At 69.1% G+C, this 26,196-nt stretch carries 22 protein-coding genes; 17 read left to right on the forward strand and 5 right to left on the reverse strand.

Annotated elements, in window-relative coordinates; genetic code table 11:
• Positions 1 to 62: 62 nt before the first annotated feature.
• From ACUN0C_RS12520 to ACUN0C_RS12540, 5 genes are all read right to left on the reverse strand, one after another.
• Positions 63 to 1,508: a TrkH family potassium uptake protein gene (locus ACUN0C_RS12520; RefSeq protein ID WP_445466711.1), complete on the reverse strand. Its 1,446-nt coding sequence runs from the start codon at positions 1,506 to 1,508 to the stop codon at positions 63 to 65.
• 114 nt (positions 1,509 to 1,622) lie between these two features.
• Positions 1,623 to 4,031: a phosphoenolpyruvate synthase gene (gene ppsA / locus ACUN0C_RS12525; protein ID WP_445466712.1), complete on the reverse strand. Its 2,409-nt coding sequence runs from the start codon at positions 4,029 to 4,031 to the stop codon at positions 1,623 to 1,625.
• Positions 4,032 to 4,170: 139 nt separating this feature from the next.
• Positions 4,171 to 5,037 (reverse strand): ABC transporter permease, encoded by an 867-nt coding sequence (locus tag ACUN0C_RS12530; RefSeq protein ID WP_445466713.1) that lies wholly within the window; start codon positions 5,035 to 5,037, stop codon positions 4,171 to 4,173.
• Positions 5,034 to 5,849, reverse strand: a complete 816-nt coding sequence (locus tag ACUN0C_RS12535; RefSeq protein ID WP_445466714.1) for an ABC transporter ATP-binding protein — start codon at positions 5,847 to 5,849, stop codon at positions 5,034 to 5,036. The genes ACUN0C_RS12530 and ACUN0C_RS12535 overlap by 4 nt, the downstream gene beginning before the upstream one ends.
• Positions 5,849 to 6,874: an ABC transporter substrate-binding protein gene (locus ACUN0C_RS12540; RefSeq protein ID WP_445466715.1), complete on the reverse strand. Its 1,026-nt coding sequence runs from the start codon at positions 6,872 to 6,874 to the stop codon at positions 5,849 to 5,851. The genes ACUN0C_RS12535 and ACUN0C_RS12540 overlap by 1 nt, the downstream gene beginning before the upstream one ends.
• Before the next feature lie 237 nt (positions 6,875 to 7,111).
• Here ACUN0C_RS12540 and miaB point away from each other — a divergent pair, with 237 nt between their 5' ends.
• The 17 genes from miaB (at position 7,112) to ACUN0C_RS12625 (ending at position 26,188) form a co-directional block, all read left to right on the forward strand.
• Positions 7,112 to 8,482: a tRNA (N6-isopentenyl adenosine(37)-C2)-methylthiotransferase MiaB gene (gene miaB / locus ACUN0C_RS12545; protein ID WP_445466716.1), complete on the forward strand. Its 1,371-nt coding sequence runs from the start codon at positions 7,112 to 7,114 to the stop codon at positions 8,480 to 8,482.
• Positions 8,482 to 9,513: a PhoH family protein gene (locus tag ACUN0C_RS12550; protein WP_445466717.1), complete on the forward strand. Its 1,032-nt coding sequence runs from the start codon at positions 8,482 to 8,484 to the stop codon at positions 9,511 to 9,513. The genes miaB and ACUN0C_RS12550 overlap by 1 nt, the downstream gene beginning before the upstream one ends.
• Complete coding sequence (gene ybeY, locus ACUN0C_RS12555) at positions 9,514 to 9,999, forward strand: rRNA maturation RNase YbeY (protein ID WP_445466718.1); 486 nt, start codon at positions 9,514 to 9,516, stop codon at positions 9,997 to 9,999. It begins immediately after the preceding gene.
• Positions 9,996 to 11,060 carry a hemolysin family protein gene (locus ACUN0C_RS12560; RefSeq protein WP_445466719.1) on the forward strand — a complete coding sequence of 355 codons (1,065 nt, stop codon included), beginning with the start codon at positions 9,996 to 9,998 and terminating at the stop codon, positions 11,058 to 11,060. Before ybeY ends, ACUN0C_RS12560 begins: the two co-directional genes overlap by 4 nt.
• A 55-nt stretch (positions 11,061 to 11,115) precedes the next feature.
• The gene (lnt, locus tag ACUN0C_RS12565) at positions 11,116 to 12,696 is read left to right on the forward strand and encodes an apolipoprotein N-acyltransferase (protein WP_445466720.1); all 1,581 of its coding nucleotides are present in this window, start codon (positions 11,116 to 11,118) and stop codon (positions 12,694 to 12,696) included.
• 120 nt (positions 12,697 to 12,816) lie between these two features.
• Positions 12,817 to 13,239: a helix-turn-helix domain-containing protein gene (locus ACUN0C_RS12570; RefSeq protein WP_445466721.1), complete on the forward strand. Its 423-nt coding sequence runs from the start codon at positions 12,817 to 12,819 to the stop codon at positions 13,237 to 13,239.
• Positions 13,240 to 13,367: 128 nt separating this feature from the next.
• Positions 13,368 to 14,537 (forward strand): methionine adenosyltransferase, encoded by a 1,170-nt coding sequence (gene metK / locus ACUN0C_RS12575; RefSeq protein WP_445466722.1) that lies wholly within the window; start codon positions 13,368 to 13,370, stop codon positions 14,535 to 14,537.
• 158 nt (positions 14,538 to 14,695) lie between these two features.
• Positions 14,696 to 15,229 (forward strand): tRNA (guanine(46)-N(7))-methyltransferase TrmB, encoded by a 534-nt coding sequence (gene trmB / locus ACUN0C_RS12580; RefSeq protein WP_445466723.1) that lies wholly within the window; start codon positions 14,696 to 14,698, stop codon positions 15,227 to 15,229.
• 37 nt (positions 15,230 to 15,266) lie between these two features.
• Positions 15,267 to 15,665 carry a nuclear transport factor 2 family protein gene (locus ACUN0C_RS12585; RefSeq protein ID WP_445466724.1) on the forward strand — a complete coding sequence of 133 codons (399 nt, stop codon included), beginning with the start codon at positions 15,267 to 15,269 and terminating at the stop codon, positions 15,663 to 15,665.
• A gap of 1 nt (position 15,666) precedes the next feature.
• Positions 15,667 to 16,440 (forward strand): enoyl-CoA hydratase, encoded by a 774-nt coding sequence (locus ACUN0C_RS12590; protein WP_445466725.1) that lies wholly within the window; start codon positions 15,667 to 15,669, stop codon positions 16,438 to 16,440.
• Between the two features lie 152 nt (positions 16,441 to 16,592).
• Positions 16,593 to 16,856: a 30S ribosomal protein S20 gene (gene rpsT / locus ACUN0C_RS12595; protein ID WP_445466726.1), complete on the forward strand. Its 264-nt coding sequence runs from the start codon at positions 16,593 to 16,595 to the stop codon at positions 16,854 to 16,856.
• Between the two features lie 679 nt (positions 16,857 to 17,535).
• Positions 17,536 to 17,973, forward strand: a complete 438-nt coding sequence (locus tag ACUN0C_RS12600; RefSeq protein WP_445466727.1) for a rhodanese-like domain-containing protein — start codon at positions 17,536 to 17,538, stop codon at positions 17,971 to 17,973.
• A 47-nt stretch (positions 17,974 to 18,020) separates the two neighbouring features.
• Positions 18,021 to 19,490 (forward strand): chromosomal replication initiator protein DnaA, encoded by a 1,470-nt coding sequence (gene dnaA / locus ACUN0C_RS12605; protein ID WP_445466728.1) that lies wholly within the window; start codon positions 18,021 to 18,023, stop codon positions 19,488 to 19,490.
• A gap of 179 nt (positions 19,491 to 19,669) precedes the next feature.
• On the forward strand, positions 19,670 to 20,785 hold the full coding sequence (gene dnaN, locus ACUN0C_RS12610) for a DNA polymerase III subunit beta (protein ID WP_445466729.1): 1,116 nt from the start codon (positions 19,670 to 19,672) through the stop codon (positions 20,783 to 20,785).
• Positions 20,778 to 21,965, forward strand: coding sequence for a DNA replication/repair protein RecF (gene recF, locus ACUN0C_RS12615; protein WP_445466730.1), 1,188 nt, complete (start codon positions 20,778 to 20,780; stop codon positions 21,963 to 21,965). The genes dnaN and recF overlap by 8 nt, the downstream gene beginning before the upstream one ends.
• An 85-nt stretch (positions 21,966 to 22,050) precedes the next feature.
• Positions 22,051 to 24,489, forward strand: a complete 2,439-nt coding sequence (gyrB, locus tag ACUN0C_RS12620) for a DNA topoisomerase (ATP-hydrolyzing) subunit B (protein ID WP_445466731.1) — start codon at positions 22,051 to 22,053, stop codon at positions 24,487 to 24,489.
• 109 nt (positions 24,490 to 24,598) lie between these two features.
• The gene (locus ACUN0C_RS12625; protein ID WP_445466732.1) at positions 24,599 to 26,188 is read left to right on the forward strand and encodes a gamma-glutamyltransferase family protein; all 1,590 of its coding nucleotides are present in this window, start codon (positions 24,599 to 24,601) and stop codon (positions 26,186 to 26,188) included.
• The last annotated feature ends 8 nt before the right edge of the window (positions 26,189 to 26,196 follow it).

The following is a 26,196-nucleotide window of genomic DNA, read 5'->3' on the forward strand; positions in this document are numbered from 1 at the left end:
AACCTAGGGCAACGGACTCGTTCTACGATGCGAACTGGTCACTCTCGCGCCCGCCCGTCCCCTCACCAGCGCCAGAAGCCGGGATCGAGCAGGATCAGGATGGTGAAGAGTTCCAGGCGACCCAGGATCATGGCGAGGCCCATCACGACCTTCGCCGTATCGGGCAGGGTCGAGAAGTTGCCGGCCGGTCCCACGATTTCCCCGAGGCCCGGGCCGACATTCGAGATCGCCGTTGCGGCCGAGGAGAGCGCCGTCAGGAAGTCCAGCCCGAGCAGAGCGAGGATCAGCGCCACCACCGCAATGGAGGCGACGTAAAGCGTCAGGAAGGCGAGCACCGAGGGCGGGACGTCGTCGGGAATGCGGGTGCCGCCGTATTTGAGGGTCTCCAGGCGGGAGGGATTGGCGAGCATGCGGAACTGCCGCTTGATCACCTGGACGAGGATGATGAAGCGGTAGACCTTGATCCCGCCGGAGGTCGAGCCCGTGCAGCCGCCGATGAAGGTCAGGACGAAGAAGAGGATGACCGCGAACGGCCCCCACAGCGTGTAGTCGACGGTGGCGTAGCCGGTCGTCGTCACGACCGAGACGACGTTGAAGGCGACCAGACGGAACGCCTCCGCGAACTCGATCCCCCGCATGAGCGAGAGCCAGACGCCGGTGAGGAAGGAGGTCGCCAGCAGGAAGGTCAGGAACCACAGGACCTGCGGTTCCCGGACGAAGCGCCTCACCTCGCCGCGGGCGGCGGCGATCAGGACCACCATCGGGAGCGCGCCGATGATCATGAACCCGATCGCGATCCACTCCACCGCGGCGCTCCGGAAGTGCCCGAACGAGGCGTCGTGGGTCGAGAAGCCGCCGGTCGCCACCGTCGTCATGGCATGGGCGAGCGCGTCGAAGAAGGTCATCGCGGTCCCGGCATAGGCGAAGGTGCACAGGCCGGTCAGGATGCAGTAGATCGCGATGATCCACGCCACGATGTCGGAAGAGCGCGCGAGCACCTTCTCCGAACGGTCCGAGCTCTCGGCGCGGAAGAGCTGCATCCCGCCGACGCCGAGGAAGGGCAGGAGCACCATCGCGAAGACGATGATGCCGACGCCGCCGATCCATTGCAGGACCGCCCGCCAGAGGAGGACGCCGCGGGGAAGCTCGTCGAGCCCCACCAGCACCGTGCCGCCCGTCGTGGTGAAGCCGGAGGCCGATTCGAAGAAGGCGTCGGCATAGCCGATGCCGAGCCCGAGGAACGGGATCGCGCCGAAGACCGGGATCACGGTCCAGACCGCCGCGGTGAGCAGGAACGCCTGCTTCAGGCGCAGCGTGGAGCGCTCCACCGTCCGCGTGCTGAGGAAGAGGAGGAGGCCCGTCCCCGCCGTCACCGCCGCGGAGAGCGCGAAGACGCGCCATTCGGGATTGGCGTCCTGGAAGTCGATGAGCGCGGGCAGGAGCATCGTCGCCCCGAGGACGGCGAGCAGCGCTCCGATGACCTGGATGATCGTCTGGTACTGCTTCACGCGTCCCCCGCTCGGGCGGGAACCTAGCGGATCGGCGCGGATGCCGGAAGCCGGCAGGCGCCGATCGGAAGGCAGCCGGGGCGCGTGCGCAATTCCTGCCGGCAAGCCGCGGGCTTACGCCCGCGCGCTCTGCTTCGGCGCCGACAGCCGTTCCTCCATGTCGGCGACGGTGCGGACCGTGCCGACGAAGCTGTCGGGGTTGAGCGAGATGGAGTCGATGCCCTGCTCGACCAGGAAGGCGGCGAAGTCGGGGTGGTCGCTCGGTGCCTGTCCGCAGATGCCGATCTTGGTGCCGGCGGCCCGCGCGCGGCGGATGACGTCGGCGATCGTCCGCTTCACGGCCTCGTCGCGCTCGTCGAAGAGGGCGGCGAGCTCGGCGGAATCGCGGTCGACGCCGAGGAGGAGCTGCGTGAGGTCGTTCGAGCCGATCGAGAAGCCGTCGAAGCGGGCGGCGAATTCCTCCGCGAGCACCACGTTCGACGGGATCTCGCACATGACGTAGACCTCCAGGCCGTTCTCGCCGCGCCTCAGCCCGTTCTCGGCCATGACGGCGAGCACCTGGTCGGCCTCCTTCGGGGTCCGGCAGAACGGCACCATCACGATCAGGTTGTCGAGGCCGATCTCCTCGCGCACCTTGCGGATCGCCCGGCATTCCAGCGCGAAGCCCTCGCGGTAGCGCGGGCTGTAGTAGCGCGACGCGCCGCGGAGCCCGATCATCGGGTTCTCCTCCTGCGGCTCGAAACCCGCCCCGCCGACGAGATGGGCGTATTCGTTGCTCTTGAAGTCGCTCATCCGCACGATCACCGGGTGCGGATAGGACGGCGCCGCGATCTTCGCGATGCCCCGGGCGAGCGTGTCGACGAAATAGGCGGTCTTGTCCGCGTAGCCCCGCGTGACATCCGCGATCTGCCGGCGCGCGGCCTCGTCCGTGACCGCGTCGAAATGGACGAGCGCCATCGGGTGGATCTTGATGACGTTGTTGATGATGAATTCCATGCGCGCGAGGCCGATGCCGGCGGCCGGGAGCCGCCACCAGCGGAAGGCTGCCGCCGGGCTCGCGATGTTCAGCATCATCTGCGTGCGCGTCGGCGGCAGGTCCTTCAGATCGATCTCGATCTCCTCGAAGGCGAGCGCGCCCTCGTAGACGTAGCCCTCGTCGCCCTCCGCGCAGGAGAGCGTGATCGCCTGCCCGTCGGCGAGCACCGAAGTGCCCGTGCGCGTGCCGACGATCGCCGGCACGCCAAGCTCGCGCGAGACGATGGCGGCATGGCTCGTCGTGCCGCCCTGGTCGGTGATGATTCCCGACGCCGACTTCATGATCGGGACCCAGTCGGGATCCGTCGCCTCGGTCACCAGGATCGCGCCCGGCCGGAACCGCTGGATCTCCGCCACGTCGCGGATGACGCAGACGTCGCCGGCCGCGATCGCCTCGCCAACCGCCGCCCCCGTGACGAGCACCTTGCCCTTGTCCTTGAGGCGGTAGGCCTTGATCGCGTCGGCATGCTTCAGCGCCTGGACCGTCTCGGGGCGCGCCTGCACGATAGCGAGCTCGCCCGTCTCGCCGTCCTTCGCCCATTCCATGTCCATCGGGCGGCCGTAATGGCGCTCGATCGTCACCGCCCAGCGGGCGAGCTGGAGTATCTCCGCGTCGGAGAGCACGAAGGCGCGCCGCTCGGCGCCGGGGGTGCGGACGAGCTTGGTGCGCCCGCCGCCGCCCTGCGCGTAGACCATCTTGTTGGCCTTGTCGCCGAGCGCCTTCTCGATGATGGGCGTGAGCCCGGGCCGCTCCAGGAGCGGCTTGAAGACGACGTACTTGTCGGGATTGACGGTTCCCTGGACGACGGTCTCGCCGAGGCCCCAGGCCGCGCTGATCACGACTGCGCCGGGAAAGCCGGTCTCCGTGTCGATCGAGAACATGACGCCCGAGCCGGCGAGGTCGGAGCGCACCATGACCTGGACGCCGACCGACAGCGCGACCTGCATGTGGTCGAAGCCGCGCGTCTCGCGATAGCTGATCGCGCGGTCCGTGAAGAGGGAGGCGTAGCAGCGGCGGCAGGCGTCGAGCACCTCGCCCTCGCCGTGGACGTTCAGGAACGTCTCCTGCTGGCCGGCGAAGCTCGCTTCCGGCAGGTCCTCGGCCGTCGCGCTCGACCGCACCGCCACCGCGACGGCGTCGCGGCCGCTGTCGCGGCAGAGCTCGGCATATGCCTGCCTGATGGCGGCGGCGATCGGCTCCGGAAAGGCGCCGTCGAGGAAGAGCCGCCGGATCGCGGCGCCCGTCTCCTGGAGCGTCCGGCTCCCGCTGCGGAAGTCGTCGAGGGCGGCGCGCATGCGCCCCTCGATGCCGTTCTCCGCGACATAGGTACGGTAGGCGTCGGCCGTCGTCGCGAATCCGTCCGGCACGCGGATGCCGCCGGCGGAAAGCGTCCCGATCATCTCGCCGAGCGAGGCGTTCTTGCCGCCCACGCGGCCGACGTCGGCGGAGCTCGCTTCCTTCAGGGGCAGAACGAATTCGGGTGTCATCGGTCGGTTCCTCGCAGCCGTGTGTGAAGGCCTTGTCGCAGGCTCCGGCGCGGCCCTCCTTGAGGCAGGTCAATCCCCGCGGGCCGCGCATGGCAAAGCCGCACGGGCAAGGGCGTCGATGGCAGGGCCGCGGGCCCGGCTACTCGCCGGGCATGCCCGCCCTGGTCCCATCCTTGTGCCAGAACACGAAGCGGCGCTGGATCCAGACCACGCTCCAGAAGGTCGCGAGCCCGAGCAGCGACAGGTAGATGATCAGGGCGAAGACGCGCGGTGTGCTGAGCTGCGAGGACGCGGTGCGGATGAGGTGGCCGAAGCCCTGGCCGCCGCCCACGAATTCCGCGGTGATCGCGCCGGCGACGACGCCGATCGCCGCGATCTTCAAGCCCGTGAAGAGGTGCGGCAGTCCGGTCGGGATCTTGAGCTTGATGAGCGTCTGCAGCCGGCTCGCGCCCATCGTCTTGAACAGCATGCGCGCGTTCTCGTCCGCCGCATGGAGCCCGGCCGCCGTGCCGACGACGACGGGGAAGGTGGCGATGAAGGCGGCGAGCGCAACCTTCGACGAGATGCCGAAGCCGAGCCAGGAGATGAAGATCGGCGCGAACGCCACCTTAGGCATCGTGTCGATCGCGACGAGGTAGGGCAGAACCGCGCGCTCCCCGAGCCTGGTTTCGCCGACCAGCACGCCGAGGCTGAAGCCGATCGCGACGGCGATGAGGAATCCGATCAGCACCTCCTGCGTCGTCACCCAGAAGGCGGAGAGGAGATAGCCGCCGCTCAGCATGTTGGCGCCGACGGCATAGATCTCGACCGCGGTCTCCCAGGGCGAGGGCAGGATGATGCGGGAGACGAGGCCGAACGAGTAGACGGCCTGCCAGATGCCGACGAACGCGATGAATATGGCGGCCATCGCGACGGAGCGCGGGATCCGGTCGACCCAGGATTCCTCGTCGGCCCAGACGGTGTCCTCGTAGATCTGCTCCTCGTGCGCGGCGGCGGCGTCCGTCACAGCACGCCTCCCTGGCCGAGCTGCTCGCGGATGCGGTCGACGAGCTCGCCGAATTTCGGCTCCGTCATCATGTGGAGCGTGCGCGGGCGGGGCAGGTCGACCTCCACGGCATCGATGAAGCGGCCGGGCCGCGGCGACATCACGTAGACGAGGTCGGAAAGGATGACCGCCTCCGGGATGGAATGGGTGACGAGGAAGGCCGTCGCGTTCCGCTCCAGGCAGATGCGCTGCAGCTCCATGTTCATGAAGTCGCGCGACAGCTCGTCGAGTGCGCTGAACGGCTCGTCGAGGAGAAGGACGGCGGGCTCGGTGACGAGCATCCGGCAGATCGCCGCGCGTTGTGCCATGCCGCCGGAGAGCTCGTTCGGGTAGACCTGCTCGAAGCCCTTCAGCCCGACCAGCTCCAGCAGCTCGCGCGCGGCGCCGTGCTTGGCCCGCGCCGCGGACCTGCCGTCCCGGATCTCGATGGGCAGGACGACGTTCTCGATCGTGGTCCGCCAAGGGAAGAGGGTCGCCTGCTGGAACATCATGCCGATGTCCCGGCGAGGGCCGGTCACCGGGGCGCCCTCCAGGATCACGCTGCCTTCCGACGGCGGCTGCACGCCCGCCATGATCTTCAGCAACGTCGACTTTCCGCAGCCACTCGGTCCGATGATGGACGAGAAGCTGCCTTCGCGCAGGACGAGGTCGACCCGGTCGAGCGCGCGGACGTTGCGGCGCGGGAACGACTTGCTCACGCCCCGCAACTCGTAGACCGGCCGACCTCCAGGGCCGGCCGGCTGTGCTGCAGGACGCGCTGCAGCGGTCGCCATCACTGGCCGTCCTTGTTCCAGGTCTCGACGAATTCGTTCGTGAAGGCCTGGCCGAGGTCCTGCTGCTCCTTCAGGTCGCCGGAGGCGATCAGCGTCTCCTGCCAGTTCTCCCAGTTCTCCTGCGGCTGGTAGCCGTAGCCTTCGGCCTGGTCGCCGATGTCCATCTTCACGAGCAGCTGGTCGAAGAGTGCGTTGGCGAGCGCGGTGTCCTCGCCTTCCTGCGGATTGCCGGTCTTGGCATGCTCCAGCACCTTCTCGCGGTTGGCGGGGTCCATGCCGAACTTCGTCCCGCGCACCAGGGCGCGGCCGAAGCCCTCCACCACGTCCCGGTTCTCCTCCATGTAGGAGCGGAGAACGGCGTAGCCGTTGCCGAAGAAGCCCTTGAACGCGTCCGGCGTGATCTCGCGCAGCTTCAGGCCGCGGGTGGTCATGATCGCCGCGTCGCTCGTCGCCGCGGCATAGGCGTCGACGTCGCCGCGCTCGAAGGCCGCCGCCGCGGTGCCGCCGTCGCCGACCGGCAGGAAGGTGTAGTCGTCGCCTTCCTTCAGCCCGGCGTCGGTGAGGATGGCGCGCGCGAACCCGACCTCGGCGCCGTCGGCCGTGCCGACGCCGATCGTCTTGCCCTTGAGATCCGCCGGCTGCTGGTATTCGGATTCCTCGCGGACCACGATGCCGAAGATGCTCTTCGGATTGAGGTTGTAGATGAAGACGACGTCCTCGCCGCGGGCGCGTGCTGCGAGCAGCGGGGCAGGCCCGGGCAGGCCGATCTGCGCCTGGCCGGCAGCCATGGCCTGCAGCACCTGGGACGATCCGTCTACGGCCTGAACGGTGAGGTTGAGGCCTTCTTCCTCCATGTAGCCCTCGCCGATGGCGACGTGCATCGGCCATACGTTGAGGGCCGAGGGGTTAGGGAGGACGACCGTGATGTCCTTCGTCTGCGCCGAGGCCGGCGACATCACGATCGGCGCGAGCGCCAGAGCCGCCGCGGCTCCGAGCACCAGTCCGAAACGCCTGCTGATGGACATGCGATCTCCTCCCTTGATGGTCTTGCTGTCCGGCAACCTTGAATGGCCGGTTCCGGAATTCTGCATTCAATTGTGGACGTGTCAAAGCGCCATCCGCTGGAAAGCCCGCGATTTCGGTCGAGCGCGGTGATCTCGACCGGCGGCGGAAGACGGCGACGAAAAGCGCCTCTAGCGGCCGACGCACGATTCCTTTAGACCGGGGAAGAGGTTCTCCCAGGGAATGCGGCGCCGTCCTCGATGGCCGAGGCAAAGACAGTCTTCATCAAGACCTATGGCTGCCAGATGAACGTGTACGATTCCGGTCGTATGGCGGACGTCCTGGCGCGCGACGGCTATGAGGTCACCGAGACGGCGGAGGGCGCCGACCTCGTGCTGCTGAACACCTGCCACATCCGCGAGAAGGCCGCCGAGAAGGTCTATTCCGAGCTCGGCCGCATCCGCCAGATGAAGAATGCGGCACGCGCCGCCGGCCGCGAGATGAAGATCGCCGTCGCTGGCTGCGTGGCGCAGGCCGAGGGCGAGGAGATCGTCGCGCGCGCGCCGGCCGTGGACGTCGTCGTCGGGCCGCAGAGCTATCACCGCCTGCCGGCGATCCTGCAGCGCGCCGCGCGCGACGGCCACGCGGTGGAGACCGAGTTCCCGGCCGAGAACAAGTTCGACCACATGCCCCCGGTCGGCTCCGCCCGCACGAGCCGGAGCGTGACCGCCTTCCTCACCGTCCAGGAGGGCTGCGACAAGTTCTGCACCTTCTGCGTGGTGCCCTACACGCGCGGGGCGGAGGTCTCCCGGCCCGCCGGGCGCATCGTGGAGGAGGCGGAGCGCCTCGCCGCCCAGGGCGTCCGCGAGATCACGCTGCTCGGCCAGAACGTCAACGCCTATTCCGGCGAGGCGCCGGGGGGCAGGTGGTCGCTCGCCCGCCTGCTGGAGCGTCTTTCGGACGTTCCGGGTTTGGAGCGGCTGCGCTACACGACGAGCCATCCCCGCGACATGGGCGACGACCTGATCGCGGCGCACCGGGACCTGCCGGCACTGATGCCCTACCTGCACCTGCCGGTCCAGTCGGGGTCCGACCGGATCCTGAAGGCCATGAACCGGCGTCACCGGCGCGACGACTACTTCCGGATCATCGACCGGCTGCGGGCGGCGCGGCCCGACCTCGCTCTGTCGGGCGACTTCATCGTCGGCTTTCCGGGTGAGACGGACGACGACTTCGAGGACACGCTGAGACTGGTCGAGGCGGTCGGTTACGCCCAGGCCTATTCCTTCAAGTACAGCCCGCGCCCGGGAACGCCCGCCGCGGAGGCCGCGGCCCATGTGCCCGAGGCGGTGAAGAGCGAGCGGCTGACCCGGCTGCAGGCCCTGCTCGAGCGCCAGCAGAAGGCATTCAACGGCACCATGCGCGGCCGCGTCGTGGACGTCCTTCTGGAGAAGCCCGGCCGCCGCCCCGGTCAGATCATCGGGCGCTCGCCCTGGCTGCAGGCCGTGCAGGTGGATGCACCGGCGGAGATGATCGGTACGATCGTCCCCGTCCGGATCGTGGAGATCGGATCGAACAGCCTGTTCGGGGCGTTCGAGGAGAATCGGGAACCGATGAGGGCCACCGCCTGATGCCACCGCGCGGCAGCACCGGCGCAACCGCCGCCGGACCTGCGAACCAGCGGATCGACCTCGTCTTCGAGAACAACCGCCTCGCCAGCGCCCTGTACGGCGAATTCGACCAGAACCTCGCGCTGGTGGAGAAGCGGCTCGGCGTGGATGCGCGGGCGCGCGGCAACATGGTCACGCTTTCCGGCAGCGCCGGCGCCGTCGGCCAGGCCCGCCGCGTCCTGGAGTCGCTCTACGACCGGCTGCTGGAAGGGCACGAACTCGCCAAGGGCGACGTCGAGGGCGCACTCCGCATGGCGGAGATCGCGGAGGCCCAGCTCTCGCTCCCGACCCTCGACGAATCGAGCAGGATGCGCCTCGCCCGCATCTCGACCCGGAAGAAGTCGGTCTCCGCGCGCACCTTCACCCAGGATGCCTACATCCGGGCGATGGATCGCTGCGAGCTCGTCTTCGGCACGGGGCCGGCCGGCACCGGCAAGACCTATCTCGCCGTCGCCTTCGCCGCCGCGATGCTTGAGCGCGGGGAGGTCGACCGGATCATCCTGTCGCGGCCGGCGGTCGAGGCCGGCGAGCGGCTGGGGTTCCTGCCCGGCGACATGAAGGAGAAGGTCGATCCCTATCTGCGGCCGCTCTACGACGCGCTCTACGACATGATGGCGTCGGAGCGCGTGGAGCGCGGCCTCCAGTCGGGGGCGATCGAGATCGCGCCGCTCGCCTTCATGCGCGGCCGCACGCTCGCCCATGCCGCGATCATCCTCGACGAGGCGCAGAATGCGACCTCCATGCAGATGAAGATGTTCCTCACCCGCCTCGGCGAAGGCTCCAAGATGATCGTCACCGGTGACCCGACGCAGATCGACCTCAGGCCGGGCGAGGTCTCCGGCCTCGTCGAGGCGACCGCGCTCCTGGAGGGTGTCGAGGGGATCGCCGTGACGCGCTTCAAGGGCGAGGATGTCGTCCGTCATGCCCTCGTGCAGCGCATCGTGGCCGCCTACGAGCGCCAGCCGCCCGCGTCGGGGCGGCGGACCGACTAGATGGATCCCGACGGGCAACCGGGCGTCGCGCTGGACGTCGCCGTCGAAGCGGGCGACTGGCCGGAGGCCGGTGCCCTCGAAACGCTCGCCGCGAAGGCCGCCGGCGCCGCCCTCGCCGCAGCCGGTGAACCGGTGCCGGAAGGCGCCGAGCTGAGCCTTCTCTTCACCGACGATGCCGCCATCCAGGTGCTGAACGGGCGCTGGCGCGGCAAGCCCACGCCGACCAACGTGCTCTCGTTCCCGCAGGGTGGCGGTCCGCTCCTCGGCGACGTCGTCCTGGCCGCAGAGACGGTCAGGCGCGAAGCGGCGCTTGCACGAAAGCCGCTCGAGCACCATATTTCGCACCTGATCGTGCACGGTATTCTCCACCTCCTCGGCCACGATCACGAGGACGACGACGAAGCGGAGCGGATGGAAGCGCTCGAGCGGATCGCGCTAGCCCGGCTGGGAATACCCGATCCCTACATGGCCTCCTCTGAGAGATGACCGACGACCCCTATCGAAGTCCCGACGCGGCCGGCGCCGTTTCCGACGCCGGCGCCCATGATCCTTTGCCCGACCGGCTGAGGTCGGCCCTCCGCGGGCTGTTCCGGCGCGGCAACGGTTCCGCGCGCAGCGAGATCGAGGACGTGATTGCGGAGGACGAGGCGAGCGGCGCGAGCTTCTCGCCCGAGGAGCGCGCGATGCTGCGCGCGATCCTGCGGCTCGGCGACATGCGCGTCGACGACGTCATGGTCCCGCGCGCCGACATCGAGGCGCTGGACGCCGAGTGGTCGGTCTGGCGCGCGCTGCGCGCATTCCGCGGCGCCGGCCACAGCCGCATGCCCGTCTACCGGGAGACGCTCGACGATCCGGTCGGCATGGTCCACATCAAGGATGTGATGGCCTGGATCACCGACACCGCCTTCGGCTCCGGCAAGGGGAGCGACGGCGAGCCTCCGGACGTCGGCGACCTCACGGCCGTCGACCTCAACGCGAGCCTCACCGGCGCCGGCCTCGTCCGGCCGCTCCTCTTCGTGCCGCCCTCCATGCCGGCGCGGTTGCTGCTGGAGCGGATGCAGGCGAGCCGGACGCAGATCGCGCTCGTCATCGACGAGTACGGCGGCACCGATGGCCTGGTCTCGATCGAGGACATCGTCGAGATCATCGTCGGCGAGATCGAGGACGAGTACGACCTCGACGAAGAGCCGACGGTCGTGAAGGTCGCGGAAGGGGTTTTCGTGGCCGACGCCCGCACCTCGATCGAGGACGCCCGGGCGGTGATCGGCGCCGGCTTCCGTCCCGGCCCCGACCACGAGGACGTCGAGACCGTGGGCGGGCTCGTCTTCGCCGCAACGGGTCGCATTCCTGTGCGCGGCGAGATCGTTCACGCGGTCGAGGGCTACGAGTTCGAGATCCTCGACGCCGATCCCCGGCGCATCAAGCGGATCCGGATCCGGGAACGCCGCAAGATCGTGCCGCGGGCACGGCAGAAGGTCGCACGCGAGGCGGGTGAGGTGAGGGAAACCGTCGTCACCGGCCGCCGAAGTGACGCCGACGCCGCTTGATCTTGCCCATCGAGTCCGTCAGCAAGGGCTGGGCGGCAGCGAATCGACGGCGCTGATGGATCGGCTGGCGGACTGGGTCGTGCTGTCTTGGGGCTGGCGCAGGCGCCTGGCGGCTTTCGGCGCCGGCGCGGCTTCTGCGCTCGCCCAGCCGCCCTTCTTCATCTTTCCCGTCCTATGGCTCACCCTGCCCATTCTGGTCTGGCTTCTGGACGGCGCCGTGCCGGCCAGGGTGGGCTTCACGCGCCGCTATTTGCCGGCGTTCGCGGCGGGATGGTGGTTCGGGTTCGGCTATTTCCTCGCAGGCCTGTGGTGGATCGGCGCCGCGTTCCTGGTGGAGGCCGACGTGTTCGGCTGGATGATGCCGTTCGCGGTGGTGGCGCTGCCGGCGGGGCTCGCGCTGTTCTGGGGCGTCGGCGCCGTGCTCGCGCGGCTGGCCTGGTCGGACTCGCCCGCGCGCATCTTCGCGCTTGCCGCGGGTCTCGGTGTCTCGGAGTGGCTGAGGGCGACGCTCTTCACCGGCTTTCCATGGAACGCGATCGGCTACGCGCTCACCGCGGGCGAGCCGATGATGCAATCGGCCGCGCTTTTCGGCGTTCCGGCCCTGAACGTCCTCGCCGTCGCCATCTTCGCGGCGCCCGCCGCGATGGCGCCCGCCGCGGGAGCGCGCCGGCATCTCGTCCTGCCCGCTTTCGGCGTCCTCGCGGTCGGCGGTCTCGCGCTGTTCGGGCTGGTGCGGCTGGCGAATGGCGAGCCCGGCGCCGTCCCGGACGTGCAGGTCCGGATCGTGCAGCCGGCCATCGACCAGGCACAGAAGTGGCGGCCCGAGAACCGGCTCTCGGTCATGGACGCCTATCTCGAGCTGTCCCGGAGCGGGGACGCTCTGTCGCAGGACACGCTGCTGGTCTGGCCGGAATCCGCGTTCCCCTTCGTGCTGACCCGGGAGCCGTCTGTGCTCGCGCAGATCGGCGACCTCCTGCCGGCAGGCGCGACCCTCGTGACCGGTGCCGCTCGGGTGGACGATACGGGAGAGGCAAGGCGGGTCTTCAACAGCATCTACGTGATCGACGACCGGGGCGTCATCGCGGATGCCTACGACAAGGTCCACCTCGTCCCTTTCGGGGAGTACCTGCCGATGCAGCGCCTGCTCGAGGGCCTTGGGATCGAGCAGCTGACCAGGCTTCCCGGCGGCTTCGAGGCCGGCCGCTTCCGCCGCTCCATGCTGCTTCCGTCCGCCCCGCCGTTTGCTCCGCTGATCTGCTACGAGATCATCTTCCCCGGCGCCGTCCTGCCTGACGGTCCTCGCCCCGGCTTCCTGCTGAACGTCACGAACGACGCCTGGTTCGGCCGCACCGTCGGGCCGTGGCAGCATTTCCACCAGGCGCGCGTGCGGGCGGTCGAGGAAGGGCTGCCGCTCATAAGGGCCGCGAATACGGGAGTTTCGGCCGTCGTCGACCCGTTCGGGCGCGTGGTCCGGCGCTCGACGCTCGGCGAGCCTGCGGTTGTGGACGCCCCGCTTCCACGGGCGGGTTCGCCGACCGCCTACTCGGCGTGGGGCGGATGGATCCTGCTGACAATCCTTTCGTTTTTTGTCATCTTTGCAGGGTTCGGCCGACGGCGCCGCTCTTCCGTACGTTGATTGACTTAATCTAGCCGGCATATCATCGTGACCGGACTGCTCGGCCGGACAGATTTCTCGTCGGCGCTCCTCCCGTCGGAGGCCGCTGGAGCTGGGTCGATCGCTTCCGAGGGGCTTCTTGTGAGTGATGTCGCAGAACGTTCGGGCAAGCGCCCGAACCCGACCGACGTGTATGTCGGCAGCCGCGTGCGCATGCGGCGGAAAATGCTCGGCCTCAGTCAGGAGAAGCTCGGCGAACGGCTCGGCATCACCTTCCAGCAGATCCAGAAGTACGAGAAGGGCACGAACCGGATCGGCGCCAGCCGCCTCCAGCAGCTTTCGACCGTCCTCGACGTGCCGGTCTCCTACTTCTTCCCGGATGCCCCGCAGGCGGGGGAGCCCGACGGCATGCGCGAGGACGGGGCGCAGGACTTCGTGATGGAATTCCTGACGACGTCGGAGGGGCTCGAACTGAACAGGGCCTTCGCCCGCATCCGCGACGCCAAGGTCCGCCGCAAGGTGATCGACCTCGTCCGGTCGCTCGCTCACGACGAATCGGGCTGATCGTCGCGTCGGAACGCGAAACTCTTGACGCTGGGAGAACTGCGGGGCAACAGTCCCGCGCCCGATTGCATGCACCTTCTCCCGTGGCTGCATCGGTTCCTGCCATCACTGATCCGGGACCTCACCTTATGGCGCGTCGGAACTACCACTTCACCAGCGAGTCCGTGTCCGAGGGACACCCGGACAAGGTCTGCGACCGGATCTCCGACATGGTCGTCGATGCCCATCTCGGCGCCTTCTCGGAGGCGCGCGTCGGCTGCGAAACCCTGGCCACCACCAACCGCGTCGTGATCGCGGGCGAGGTGCGGGGGTCGGACGAGGTCGACGCTGCCCGCGTCGAGAGCCTCGCACGCGCCGCGATCCGGGACATCGGCTACGAGCAGGAAGGATTCCACTGGGAGAACTGCCAGATCGACGTGCTCCTGCACGAGCAGTCGGCGGACATCGCCCAGGGCGTCGACAGCCGCGAGAACAAGGACGAGGGCGCCGGCGACCAGGGCATCATGTTCGGCTATGCCTGCCGGGAGACGCCGGAGCTCATGCCCGCGCCGATCCTCTACGCGCACAAGATCCTGCGCCGGCTGGCGGAGGCTCGCCACAGCGGCGAGGAGAAGGGCCTCGGCCCGGATTCGAAGTCGCAGGTGACGGTGGAGTACCGCGACGGGCAGCCGGTGGCGGTCTCGTCGATCGTGCTCTCCACGCAGCATCTCGACGACACGTTGGAGTCCTCGGACGTCCGCCGGATGGTGGAGCCCTACATCCGCGAGGTGCTGCCCGAGAGCTGGATCAGCAACGACACCGTCTGGCACGTGAATCCGACGGGCAAGTTCGTGATCGGCGGGCCCGACGGGGATTGCGGCCTGACCGGGCGCAAGATCATCGTCGACACCTATGGCGGCTCGGCCCCGCATGGCGGCGGCGCGTTTTCCGGCAAGGACCCGACCAAGGTCGACCGTTCGGCCGCCTATGCCGCGCGCTACCTCGCGAAGAACGTCGTCGCCGGCGGCTTCGCCGATCGCTGCACCATCCAGCTCTCCTATGCGATCGGCGTCGCCCAGCCGCTGTCGATCTATGTCGACACGCAGGACACCGCCAAGGTCGACGAGGCCGCGCTGGAGCGGGCGCTGGCGAAGGTGATGGACCTGTCGCCGCGCGGGATCCGGCAGCATCTCAAGCTGAACCGGCCGATCTATGCGCGCACCTCCGCCTACGGCCATTTCGGGCGCGAGCCGGACGAGGACGGCGGCTTCTCCTGGGAGCGGGTCGACCTGGTCGACGCGATCGAGGATGCGCTCTGATCGATGAGATTGGGCGCGGCGGTGCCTTCTTCGGCCGCCGCAGGGGAAAGCCCCTCAAGCCTGCCCAGCAGGCCGCGCTTTCCGCCTATCTTCCGGCGCTGAGGCTGGACCCGAACGCGCCGCCGCCCGCGCGGGCGGCGGATCTCTTTCCCCACCCTGTGGACGAGGTGCGGCTGGAGATCGGCATCGGCGGCGGCGAGCACCTGATCGCCCAGGCCCGCGCCAACCCGACGGTCGGCTTCGTCGGCATCGAGCCGTTCGTCGCAGCCTTCGCGAAGGGGGTGCAGGCGGTCGGCGAGGATGGGCTGCGGAACGTCAGGCTCTACGACGACGATGCCGTCCCGCTCCTCGACTGGCTGCCGCCGCACACGCTCGGCGAGGTCGACTTGCTCTACCCTGATCCCTGGCCGAAACGCCGCCACGCGAAGCGACGCTTCGTGAACGCGCGCAATCTCGACCGCATCTGCCGTTTGCTCGTCCCCGGCGGGCGCTTCCGCTTCGCCAGCGACGCGGCCGCCTACGTCGACTGGACCCTGGCCGCGGTTCAGGCGCACGGAGGGCTGCGCTGGACGGCCGAAACCGCCGACGATTGGCGCTGCCCGTGGGCGGGATGGCCCGGCACGCGCTACGAGGCGAAGGCGTTGCGCGCCGGCCGTGCGCCGGCATACTTGACGTTTCGCATGCCGGAGTGACGTGATCGGAACCGGTGCAGCGGGCGGGGGTGTGAGCGTGTCCGAAGGATCGGCCGAGCAGGCGATCAATGAACTCCTCCGGGGTTATGCGGCGGCTTTCGACGACGCCGATGCCGAGGCGGTGGCCGGCTTCTTCGCCTATCCGGCGGTGATCTGGCAGCTCGGCGACGGCCACGTCTTCGAGGACGCCGACGAGATCGAGGAGAACGCCGACGCGCTGATCGACGTCTTCGACGAAGCCGGCATCGTGGTGATGATCCCGCAGGTCCGGGCCCTGAACACGAGCGGCAACTCGGCGTTCGTGACGGTCGACTGGCGCCAGGAGGCGCAGGACGGGGAAGTCGTCCACGCGTTCCGCTGCCATTACCTGCTGATCCTGCAGGACGGGACGTGGCGGATCGCGACGGTGGTGAACGAGGATACCGAGGGAACGTGAGATGGCGTACGAAACGATAAGGCTGGAGCGGCGCGGCCGTGTCGGGCTGGTCACCCTCAATCGGCCGAAGGCGCTCAACGCGCTGTCGAGCGAGCTCGTCGCCGAACTCAACGACGCGCTCGACGAGCTCGATGCCGACGAGCAGATCGGGGCGATCGTCGTCACCGGGTCGGAGCGCGCCTTCGCCGCGGGTGCCGACATCAAGGAGATGTCGACGCTCGATTCCGTGACAGCCTATCGCACCGATTTCCTCGGCAGCTGGGACAGAGTGGGGCAGCGCCGGAAGCCGATGATTGCGGCGGTCGCCGGCTACGCGCTCGGTGGCGGCTGCGAACTCGCCATGATGTGCGACTTCATCCTGGCGGCCGAGAACGCGAAGTTCGGGCTGCCGGAGATCACCCTGGGCGTGATCCCCGGGGCCGGCGGAACGCAGCGGCTGGCGCGCTCGATCGGCAAGTCGAAGGCCATGGAGATGGTCCTGACGGGCCGCATGATGGATGCGGCCGAGGCGGAACGGTGCGGGCTCGTCTCGCGCGTCGTGGAAAGCGGCGTTCTCGTCGAGGAGGCGCTCCGCGCCGCGCAACGGATCGCCTCGTTCTCCATGCCCGCCGTGACGGCAGCCAAGGAGGCGGTCAACCGCGCCTACGAGACGACCCTCTCTGAAGGCGCGCGCTTCGAACGGCGCATCTTCCACGCACTGTTCGCCACGGCCGACCAGAAGGAAGGCATGGCCGCGTTCCTCGAGAAGCGGGAGCCCCATTTCCGGAACCGCTGAGCCTCTGTTCTTGACGCGGTCCGAACGGATACCTATAGAACGGGCGAATGTGCGGTCGCGGCGGCCGCGATCGCCGTTGGCGATCGGAACGCCCGACGCCGGGCGCCTTGGTGCCCGCACCCTCGACGAGACAGCTGAACGGCGGAACAGGAATGGCGAATACACCCTCGGCCAAGAAGGCCGCGCGCAAGATCGCGCGCCGCACGGCAACCAACAAGGTTCCGCGCACGCGGATGCGCACCTTCGTGCGCAAGGTCGAGGAGGCGATCGCCTCCGGCGACAAGGACGCCGCGCGCAGCGCCCTCGAGGCCGCGCAGCCCCAGATCATGAAGGCCGCGACGAAGGGTGTCGTCCATCGCAACACGGCGTCCCGCAAGGTGTCGCGCCTGGCGCATCGGGTGAACGCGCTCGCCTGAACCGGCACCCGGTCTGAATCATGAACCCCGGTCCTCGCGGCCGGGGTTTTTCGTTTTTGCAAGCACCGCGCATCTGTTCTCCACGGTACTCGGCGAGGCGGCCACGGCCCCGTTAAGCGATTCCTAACGGCCGAGTCTGTTTGCAGTTTCACGACAGAGTTTTCCCCGCTGCGTCAATGTCTTACCAACCCCGCGAAGGGAGGGGTCGCAACTTTGTGGCAATGGTGGCGAGTCAATCCCCGGGCCGACAAAAAATTAGCGCGTGGCGCTTCGGTCATGCTCGCGGCCCCCGGCCCGGTCCCGAGTCGCGGACTCACAATGGTTTGCACCGAAACGGTCCAATTGTCTGAACTCCTCGCTCCGCGGTGATGCCTCCGTGCGTCCCGATCGGGGCTGTCAAGGAGTTGCCCCTGCCGCGCGCTTTGCTATGTTGCGGGGGTCGGAGGCGACCTGCCAAAACAAACACGAAACGGGGGTCTGGAAGTCGACATGAAGATCGGTTTCCGGCGCGGCGAAGTCCGGGCGTCTTGTCACTCAGGCAGGTTGGAGTTTCTCTCCAGGATCTCCGCGGGGGGCTGACACCGGCGACTTGCCCTTTGTGGCTGTCGCTTTGCTCAAACTGTCGGTTGAGTAGTCTGTTGCCGAATTTTATTCGGCAGCAACGGGAGATTATTGCGTGATGGCTGTTGCAACCTATGCGGGGGACGTCAGTCCGGAAGAGACGTGGAGGGCATTCGAACAGGACCGCAAGGCGGTCCTGGTGGATGTCCGGACCACGGCGGAGTGGGCCTTCGTCGGCGTTCCGGATCTCTCCGCGGTCGGGCGGGAGCCGTTGCGCGTCGAGTGGCAGTCTTTCCCGGGCGGAACGCCGAACGCGCAGTTCGTGGGACAGCTCGAGAGCGCGCTCTCCGCGCTCGCGGCGAACCGCGACACGCCGATCTATTTCCTCTGCCGGTCGGGAGGCCGGAGCGCCTCGGCCGCGGTTGCGATGACGCGCGCGGGTTACGCCAGGTGCTTCAACGTCGCGGGCGGGTTCGAGGGCGGCCGCGACGGCAGCGGACACCGCGGGACGGTGGAAGGCTGGAAGGCGTCCGGACTGCCCTGGGTGCAGTCTTGAGTTTCAGTAAATGCGTCGATGCGGATCGAATTGCGGAGGCATGCGGAATGTTGACTGGTGCGGCGCTTGAAGAGAAGTCGCTCACGGACGTCCAGAGGGGCAATGGCATAGGTTCGGGATCGGTCGCCGGGGACCGAAGCTGGGACCGGGTCCGAAGCCGGCTGAGGGCCGAACTCGGTGAGGACGTCTTCACTTCATGGTTCGCGCGGGTCGATTATCAGGCGACCTCGGCAGGGGTGGTTCGCCTTTCGGTTCCGACCGTCTTCCTGAAGGGCTGGATCAAGTCGCATTACGGCGAGCGGATCCTGCAGCTCTGGCGCGAGGAGGATGCGGGCGTCCTGCGGGTGGACGTCGTCCAGCGAAGCGCGCTGCGCGTGGTCAATGGCGACGAGGCAACAATTGCGCCGCCACCTTCGGCGCGGGAGGAGGACGATCGCGGGCAGGCGCCGCAGCCCGCAGCCGCGGATCGCTTCGCCGGTTCGCCGCTCGACGGGCGCCTGAGCTTCGCCAGCTTCTGCGAGGGGCGCTCCAACGACGTCGCCTATCGTGCGGCGCGCGCCGTCGCGCTGTCGCCGGAGGGCAGTTCCCCGGCCTACAACCCGCTCTACATCCATGCCTCGGTCGGGCTCGGAAAGTCGCACCTGCTGCAGGCGATCGCCAACGGAGCGCGCTCGACGGACGCCCGCCGGCGCACCCTCTATCTCACCGTGGAGCGGTTCACGACCCAGTTCGTCGCCTCGCTCAAGGACCGCAACACCATCGACTTCAAGGAGCGACTGCGGGCGATCGACATCCTGCTGATCGACGACATGCAGTTCCTGACCGGAAAATCGGTCCAGCAGGAATTCTGCCACATGCTCAATGCCCTGCTCGACAGCGCAAAGCAGGTGGTCGTGGCGGCGGACCGGCCGCCGGCGGAGCTCGACATCGACGAGCGCGTGCGCTCGCGGCTGAAGGGCGGCGTCGCCGTCGGCATCGCGGCCCCTGATTTCGACCTCAGGCGCCGCATCCTCGCCGCGCGCTTTGAGGCCGCGCGCGAACGCAATCCCGCGCTGCGCATTCCGGACGCCGTCCTCGACTACGTGGCGCAGACCGTCACCACCAATGGCCGCGACCTCGACGGCGCGCTCAACCGGCTGATCTGCAGGGCCGAGTTCTCGGACGTGCCGGTCACGGTGCCGCTGGCGGAGATCGCGATCGCCGATCTCGTGAACATGCGCGAGCCGAAGCGGATCAAGATCGAGGACATCCAGAAGGTGGTCTCGAGCCATTTCAACGTCTCGAAACACGATCTCCTCTCCGCCCGGCGCACGCGGGCCATCGTGCGGCCGCGCCAGATCGCCATGTACCTCGCCAAGACGATGACGCCGCGCTCCTTCCCCGAGATCGGCAAGCGCTTCGGCGGCAGGGACCACACGACCGTGCTCCACGCCGTTCGCAAGGTCGAGGAACTGGCCTCCGCGGACGAGACGCTTGCCCAGGAGATCGAGCTCCTGAAGCGCCTCATCCAGGATTGAGCCGCGGGACGGACGGCGCCGCCTCCGGGGCGGTGCCTCCAAGGCCGGAAGGCGCGCCTCCCCACCTCCCGGGGGTCACGGCGGCGCCTTCCGGCTCTTGTGTTTTCGGCCTCGCCGCGTCAAGTTTCGCGGTCCTTGCGCCGGGCTGGCGCAGTCTCCTCCATCGGAATTGGTTCGTCATGAAGGTTACGATCGAACGCGCAAACCTCCTGAGGGCGCTGAACCACGTCCACCGCGTGGTCGAGCGGCGCAACACCATTCCGATCCTCGCCAACGTGCTGCTGCGGGCGGAGGGGGAGGCGCTGGCGCTGAAGGCCACCGACCTCGACATGGAGATCGTCGACCGGGCTCCGGCCCGCGTCGACCAGGCGGGCTCCACCACGGTGCCCGCCCACATGCTCTACGACATCGTCCGCAAGCTGCCGGACGGCGCCGAGGTCGTGCTCGACACCAGCGAAGGCGCCACGATGTCGCTCAAGGCAGGCCGCACGCGCTTCTCGCTCCAGATGCTGCCGGACGCCGATTTCCCCGATCTCAACGCCGGCGAGCTCCCGGTCGCCTTCACCGTCCCGGCGCAGCTCCTGAAGCGCCTGATCGACCGCACGCAGTTCGCGATCTCCACCGAGGAGACCCGCTATTACCTGAACGGGATCTACTTCCACGTGGTTGGCAGCGGCGGGGAGGCGCGCCTGCGGGCGGTGGCGACCGACGGCCACCGCCTCGCCAAGGCGGAGGCCCCGGCGCCGGCGGGGAGCGAGGGCATGCCCGGCATCATCGTCCCGCGCAAGACCGTCGGCGAGATCCAGAAGCTCCTCGAGGACCCCGATGCGGAGGTGTCGGTCTCGCTCTCCGACGGCAAGATCCGGCTCGCCGTCGGCGACATCGTTCTGACCTCGAAGCTGATCGACGGGACCTTCCCGGATTACGAGCGCGTGATCCCGAAGGGGAACGACAAGATCCTGACGCTGGAGAAGGCGGATTTCGAGCGCGCCGTCGACCGGGTCTCGACCATCTCGGCCGACCGGGGGCGAGCCGTGAAGCTCAGCCTCTCCGAGGACCGCATGGTGCTCGCGGTCAACAATCCGGATTCCGGCAGCGCCACGGACGAGCTGCCGGTCGGCTACGATTCGGAGCCGCTCGAAATCGGCTTCAACTCGCGCTACCTGCTCGACATCGCGGCGCAGCTGACGAGCGACGAGGCGGAGTTCCGCCTGGCCGACCCCGGATCGCCCACCCTGATCCAGGACAAGGGCAACGCCGACGCGCTCTACGTCCTGATGCCGATGCGTGTCTGATCCGGCCGACGAGGGTCCTTCCGGGCCGGAACCCGTCACGCTCGGCTCGCTCAGGCTCACCGATTTCCGCAATTACGAGACGCTGTCCCTCGCCGTCGGGAGCCGGCTGATGGCGTTCGTCGGGCCGAACGGCGCCGGCAAGACGAACCTGCTGGAAGCGGTCTCGCTGCTCACGCCGGGCCGGGGACTGCGGCGGGCCGCCTACGAGGAACTGATCCGGCTGGGCGGTGGCGACCGCTGGGCGGTCGCTGCGACCCTGCGCAGCGGGGCGCGCGACGTCCGGCTCGGCACCGGCTGGGAGCGGCCGGCCCCGGGCTCCGCAGATCAGGGCCGGATCGTCCGGATCGAGGGCGAGCCGGCGCCGTCCGCCGAGGCTCTCCTCGAATATCTTCGCATCCTGTGGATCACGCCGGCGATGGACGGCCTCTTCACCGGTCCGGCGGGGGATCGCCGGCGCTTTCTCGACCGTCTCGTCCTCAGCGTGGATCCGGATCACGGTCGGCGTTCGCGCGAGTTCGAGCGGCTGCTGACCAGTCGGAACCGCCTCATCGAGGACGCCGCCGCGCCGTCCTGGCTCGACGCCGTGGAGGCGGAACTCGCCGCGCGCGGCGTCGCCATCGCCCTTGCGCGCGCCGAAACCGTCGCGCTCCTTTCTGCCCGCATCGCGGGCCGGGCGGCGGAGTCCGCCTTTCCGGCCGCGGGCCTCTCGCTGCAGGGCGAGTTCGAGCCGCTCCTCGAAGGCCGCTCCGCCGCCCAGGCCGAACTCGCCTACCGGCAGGCGCTTCGCGACGGCCGCGGCCGCGACCGCGCCGCCAGGCGAACCCTCTTCGGGCCGCACCGCACCGATCTCGACGTGCTCTTCGCCGAGAAGGGTGTCGCGGCGGCGCTGTCCTCCACCGGCGAGCAGAAGGCCCTGCTGATCGGCCTGATCCTCGCCCATGCGGAACTCGTGGCGGCGACGAGCGGCCTCGTTCCGGTCCTGCTCCTCGACGAGATCGCAGCCCACCTCGACGAGAACCGCCGCGCTGCGCTGTTCGAGAGGCTCCATGCGCTCGGCGGCCAGGCGCTGATGACCGGCACCGACCCGCTGCTCTTCCGGGACCTGCCCGGCACCGGCGCCGTCTACCGTGTCGCGAACGGCGCCGTCATGCGCGAAAATGGCGTGGATCGGGCCGGATAGGGCGCACTTCCGGCCCGTTCTCGCCTTCAATTGCGTTCACGTCGACACCATCTATAAGTGACCCGGCAACCGCATCCCGAGTCTCATGTCCGACGATACGAACGCCATCGATTCCGGCGCACCCGACGAGTACGGGGCCGGCTCCATCAAGGTCCTGAAGGGCCTCGACGCCGTGCGCAAGCGGCCGGGCATGTATATCGGCGACACGGACGACGGCTCCGGGCTGCACCACATGGTGTACGAGGTCGTCGACAATGCCATCGACGAGGCGCTCGCCGGCCATGCGAGCCATGTCGAGGTGATCCTGAACGCCGAGGGCTCCGTCACGGTGAGCGACGACGGCCGCGGCATCCCGACCGACATCCATCCCGAGGAGGGCGTCTCGGCCGCCGAGGTCATCATGACCCAGCTCCATGCCGGCGGGAAGTTCGACCAGAATTCCTACAAGGTCTCGGGCGGCCTGCATGGCGTCGGCGTCTCGGTCGTGAACGCGCTCTCGACCTGGCTGGATCTCGTCGTCTGGCGCGCCGGCCGGCGCCACGAGATGCGCTTCGAGGACGGCGTGGCGGTCGCGCCGCTGAGGGTCACGGGTCCGGCGGACGGGCGGAAGGGCACGCAGGTGACCTTCATGCCCTCGCCCAAGACCTTCACCATGGTCGATTTCGACTATGCGACGCTGGAGCATCGCCTGCGTGAGCTCGCCTTCCTGAATTCCGGCGTGGCGATCGTGCTGACGGACCGGCGGGGACCCGACGAGAAGCGCGAGGAGATGCGCTACGACGGCGGACTGCAGGCCTTCGTCCGGTTCCTCGACCGCGCCAAGAAGCCGCTCATCGCGCAGCCGATCGCGCTGAAGGCCGAGCGCGACGGCATCACCGTCGAGGCGGCGCTGTGGTGGAACGACACCTACCACGAGAACGTGCTCTGCTTCACGAACAACATTCCGCAGCGCGACGGCGGCACGCATCTCGCCGGCTTCCGCGGCGCGCTGACGCGTCAGGTCACCGGCTATGCGGAGGCCTCGGGCGTGACCAAGCGCGAGAAGGTCTCGCTGACCGGCGAGGACTGCCGCGAGGGCCTAACCTGCGTCCTCTCCGTCAAGGTGCCGGACCCGAAATTCTCCTCCCAGACCAAGGACAAGCTCGTCTCCTCGGAAGTCCGCCCCGTCGTCGAGAACGCGATCAACGAGGCGCTCGGGACGTGGCTGGAGGAGCATCCGGCTGAGGGCCGCATCATCGCCGGCAAGGTCGCCGAAGCCGCCGCCGCGCGCGAGGCCGCCCGCCGGGCGCGCGACCTGACGCGCCGCAAGGGCGCGCTCGACATGGCCTCGCTGCCGGGCAAGCTCGCGGACTGCCAGGAGCGCGATCCCGCCGCCTCCGAGCTCTTCCTGGTGGAGGGCGATTCGGCAGGCGGATCGGCCAAGCAGGGACGCAACCGCGCCTTCCAGGCGGTGCTGCCGCTGCGCGGCAAGATCCTCAACGTCGAGCGTGCCCGCTTCGACAAGATGCTCTCCAGCCAGGAGATCGGGACCCTCATCACCGCGCTCGGCACGGGCATCGGCAAGGAGGAGTTCAATCCCGACAAGCTGCGCTACCACAAGGTCATCATCATGACGGACGCCGACGTCGACGGCGCCCACATCCGCACGCTGCTCCTGACCTTCTTCTTCCGCCAGATGCCGGAACTGTTCGAGCGCGGCCACCTCTACATCGCCCAGCCGCCGCTCTACAAAGTCACGCGCGGCAAGTCGGAGCAGTACCTGAAGGACGAGCGCGCGCTGGAGGACTACCTCGCGGCGGGCGGCATCGAGGATGCCGTGCTGACGCTCTCCACCGGCGAGGAGCGGGGCGGGCAGGATCTGCGCGCCATCGTCGACGAGGCGCGGCAGATCCGCGGCATCATCGAGGGCATGCATTCCCGCTACAACCGGAGCGTCATCGAGCAGGCGGCGATCGCCGGCGCGCTCGACCCGGCGCTGCTGGACAATCCGGAGCAGGGCACCGCCGCGGCCGAGTACATCGCCCGGCGGCTCGACGTGCTGGCCGACGAGACGGAACGCGGCTGGACCGGCGCCTTCAGCGACGAGAGCGGCCTGACCTTCGAGCGCGTCGTGCGCGGCGTGACCGAGGTCGCCGCCATCGACCCGGCCTTGATGGCCTCCGCCGACGCGCGCCGCCTCGACGCCCACGAGGACTCGCTCCGCAGCCTCTACCGCGAGCCTGCCATGCTGCGCCGCAAGGGCGAGGAGACGCCGATCTACGGGCCGCGCGACCTGCTGGAAACGATCCTCGCCTACGGCCGCAAGGGCATCTCCATGCAGCGCTACAAGGGCCTGGGCGAAATGAACCCGGAGCAGCTCTGGGAGACGACGCTCGACCCGAACGTCCGATCGCTCCTGCAGGTCCGGATCCGCGAGGTCGACGAGGCCGACGACATCTTCACCAAGCTGATGGGCGACGAGGTCGAGCCGCGCCGCGAGTTCATCCAGGCGAACGCCCTGTCGGTGGCGAACCTCGACGTGTGAGGGCGCGCGGCCACCCCCGCCCTGATTTCTCTGCCCCGGGCACGCGCGCCGTTCCGTTGGCAGCGCTTCTGCCGCGTTTCTTGCAAGCTTCAGGGAAGGGCCGCGTCCCGTGAACTTCCGCCACGAACCGCTCTACCCCTCGCGGCGCTCCCCGGTCTTCGGCCGGAACGTCGTCGCCACCTCGCATCCGCTCGCGGCGCAGGCGGGGCTTCGCATGCTGGAGCGCGGCGGCAATGCGGTCGATGCCGCGCTCGCGGCGGCGATCGCGCTCGTCGTCGTCGAGCCGACCGGCAACGGGCTCGGATCGGACGCCTTCTGCATCCTGTGGGACGGGCAGGACCTGCACGGCCTGAACGCCTCGGGCCGTTCGCCCGCCGGCTGGACGCCCGAGCGTTTCACCGGGCGGCAGGCGATGCCGGAGGCGGGCTGGGAGACCGTGACCGTGCCCGGCGCTGTGTCGGCTTGGGTCGCGCTCTCCCGCCGCTTCGGGCGGCTGCCCTTCGCGGCGCTCTTCGAGCCGGCCGTCGCCTATGCCGAGCGCGGCTTCCACGTCACCCCCATCCTCGCCGAGGTCTGGCGGCGCGGCGCGGCCCTGCTCGGGCGGCAGCCGGGCTTCGCCGAGGCCTTCATGCCGGAGGGCCGCGCCCCGGCCGCCGGCGAGCTCTTCCGCTGCGATGCGCTGGCGCGGTCGCTGCGCCTCATCGCGGAGAGCGAGGGCGAGGCGTTCTATCGCGGACCTCTCGGCGAGGCGGTCGCGGCGTTCGCTGCCGCGCACGGCGCCGCGCTCTCCGCCGAGGACCTCGCCGCGCACGAAGCGGACTGGTGCGGGACGATCGCGCAGGATTTCCGCGGGCCAGCGCTCCACGAGATCCCGCCGAACGGCCAGGGCATCGCGGCGCTGATCGCGCTCGGCATCCTGGGCCGTCTCGATCTCGGGCCCGATCCGGACGCCGCAGACGCGCTTCATCTCGAGATCGAGGCGATGAAGCTCGCCTTTGCCGACGTGCACGCGCACGTGGCCGACCTGGCCTTCATGCGCGAGGTGACGGTGGGCCATCTCCTCGACCCGGCCTATCTCGCCGAGCGCGCGCGGCTGATCGACCCGGCGCGGGCGCAGGTCTTCGGCCCCGGCGCCCCGAAGCGGGGCGGTACGGTCTATCTCTCCGCCGCCGACGAGGCGGGCATGATGGTCTCCTACATCCAGTCGAACTATGCCGGCTTCGGCTCAGGCGTGGTCGTGCCGGGAACCGGCATCAGCCTGCAGAACCGCGGCTCCGGCTTCACGCTCCAGCCCGGCCACCCGAACGAGGTCGGCCCGCGCAAGCGGCCGTTCCACACGATCATCCCGGGCTTCCTGATGCGGGAGAGCGTGCCGCTGATGAGCTTCGGCGTGATGGGCGGCGCGATGCAGGCGCAGGGCCATCTGCAGATGGTGCTCAGGACGCAGATCTGGGGCCAGGACCCTCAAACGGCGGTGGACGCCCCGCGCTGGCGCTACATGGCCGGCCTCGAAGTCGCTGTGGAGCCGGGGCTCCAGCCGCGGACGCTCGAGGAACTCGGCCGGCGCGGGCATCGGGTGGCGATGCAGACGCCGGATCTCGCCTTCGGCTTCGGCGGCGCCCAGCTCGTCGCGCGCATCGAGGGCGGCTACGTCGCCGGCTCGGACCCGCGCAAGGACGGCCAGGCGGTCGCGTTCTGAAGCGCCGC

The organism is Faunimonas sp. B44 (assembly GCF_052655945.1).

Excerpts from the sequence above, each read along its gene's own strand:
- dnaN (WP_445466729.1), top strand. The coding sequence starts at position 19,670 with ATGAAGGTTACGATCGAACGCGCAAACCTCCTGAGGGCGCTGAACCAC.
- ACUN0C_RS12540 (WP_445466715.1), bottom strand. The coding sequence starts at position 6,874 with ATGTCCATCAGCAGGCGTTTCGGACTGGTGCTCGGAGCCGCGGCGGCT.
- rpsT (WP_445466726.1), top strand. The coding sequence starts at position 16,593 with ATGGCGAATACACCCTCGGCCAAGAAGGCCGCGCGCAAGATCGCGCGC.
- ACUN0C_RS12590 (WP_445466725.1), top strand. The coding sequence starts at position 15,667 with ATGGCGTACGAAACGATAAGGCTGGAGCGGCGCGGCCGTGTCGGGCTG.
- ACUN0C_RS12550 (WP_445466717.1), top strand. The coding sequence starts at position 8,482 with ATGCCACCGCGCGGCAGCACCGGCGCAACCGCCGCCGGACCTGCGAAC.
- ACUN0C_RS12535 (WP_445466714.1), bottom strand. The coding sequence starts at position 5,849 with ATGGCGACCGCTGCAGCGCGTCCTGCAGCACAGCCGGCCGGCCCTGGA.
- metK (WP_445466722.1), top strand. The coding sequence starts at position 13,368 with ATGGCGCGTCGGAACTACCACTTCACCAGCGAGTCCGTGTCCGAGGGA.
- miaB (WP_445466716.1), top strand. The coding sequence starts at position 7,112 with ATGGCCGAGGCAAAGACAGTCTTCATCAAGACCTATGGCTGCCAGATG.
- ybeY (WP_445466718.1), top strand. The coding sequence starts at position 9,514 with ATGGATCCCGACGGGCAACCGGGCGTCGCGCTGGACGTCGCCGTCGAA.
- ACUN0C_RS12560 (WP_445466719.1), top strand. The coding sequence starts at position 9,996 with ATGACCGACGACCCCTATCGAAGTCCCGACGCGGCCGGCGCCGTTTCC.
- ppsA (WP_445466712.1), bottom strand. The coding sequence starts at position 4,031 with ATGACACCCGAATTCGTTCTGCCCCTGAAGGAAGCGAGCTCCGCCGAC.
- ACUN0C_RS12600 (WP_445466727.1), top strand. The coding sequence starts at position 17,536 with ATGGCTGTTGCAACCTATGCGGGGGACGTCAGTCCGGAAGAGACGTGG.
- lnt (WP_445466720.1), top strand. The coding sequence starts at position 11,116 with ATGGATCGGCTGGCGGACTGGGTCGTGCTGTCTTGGGGCTGGCGCAGG.
- dnaA (WP_445466728.1), top strand. The coding sequence starts at position 18,021 with ATGTTGACTGGTGCGGCGCTTGAAGAGAAGTCGCTCACGGACGTCCAG.
- gyrB (WP_445466731.1), top strand. The coding sequence starts at position 22,051 with ATGTCCGACGATACGAACGCCATCGATTCCGGCGCACCCGACGAGTAC.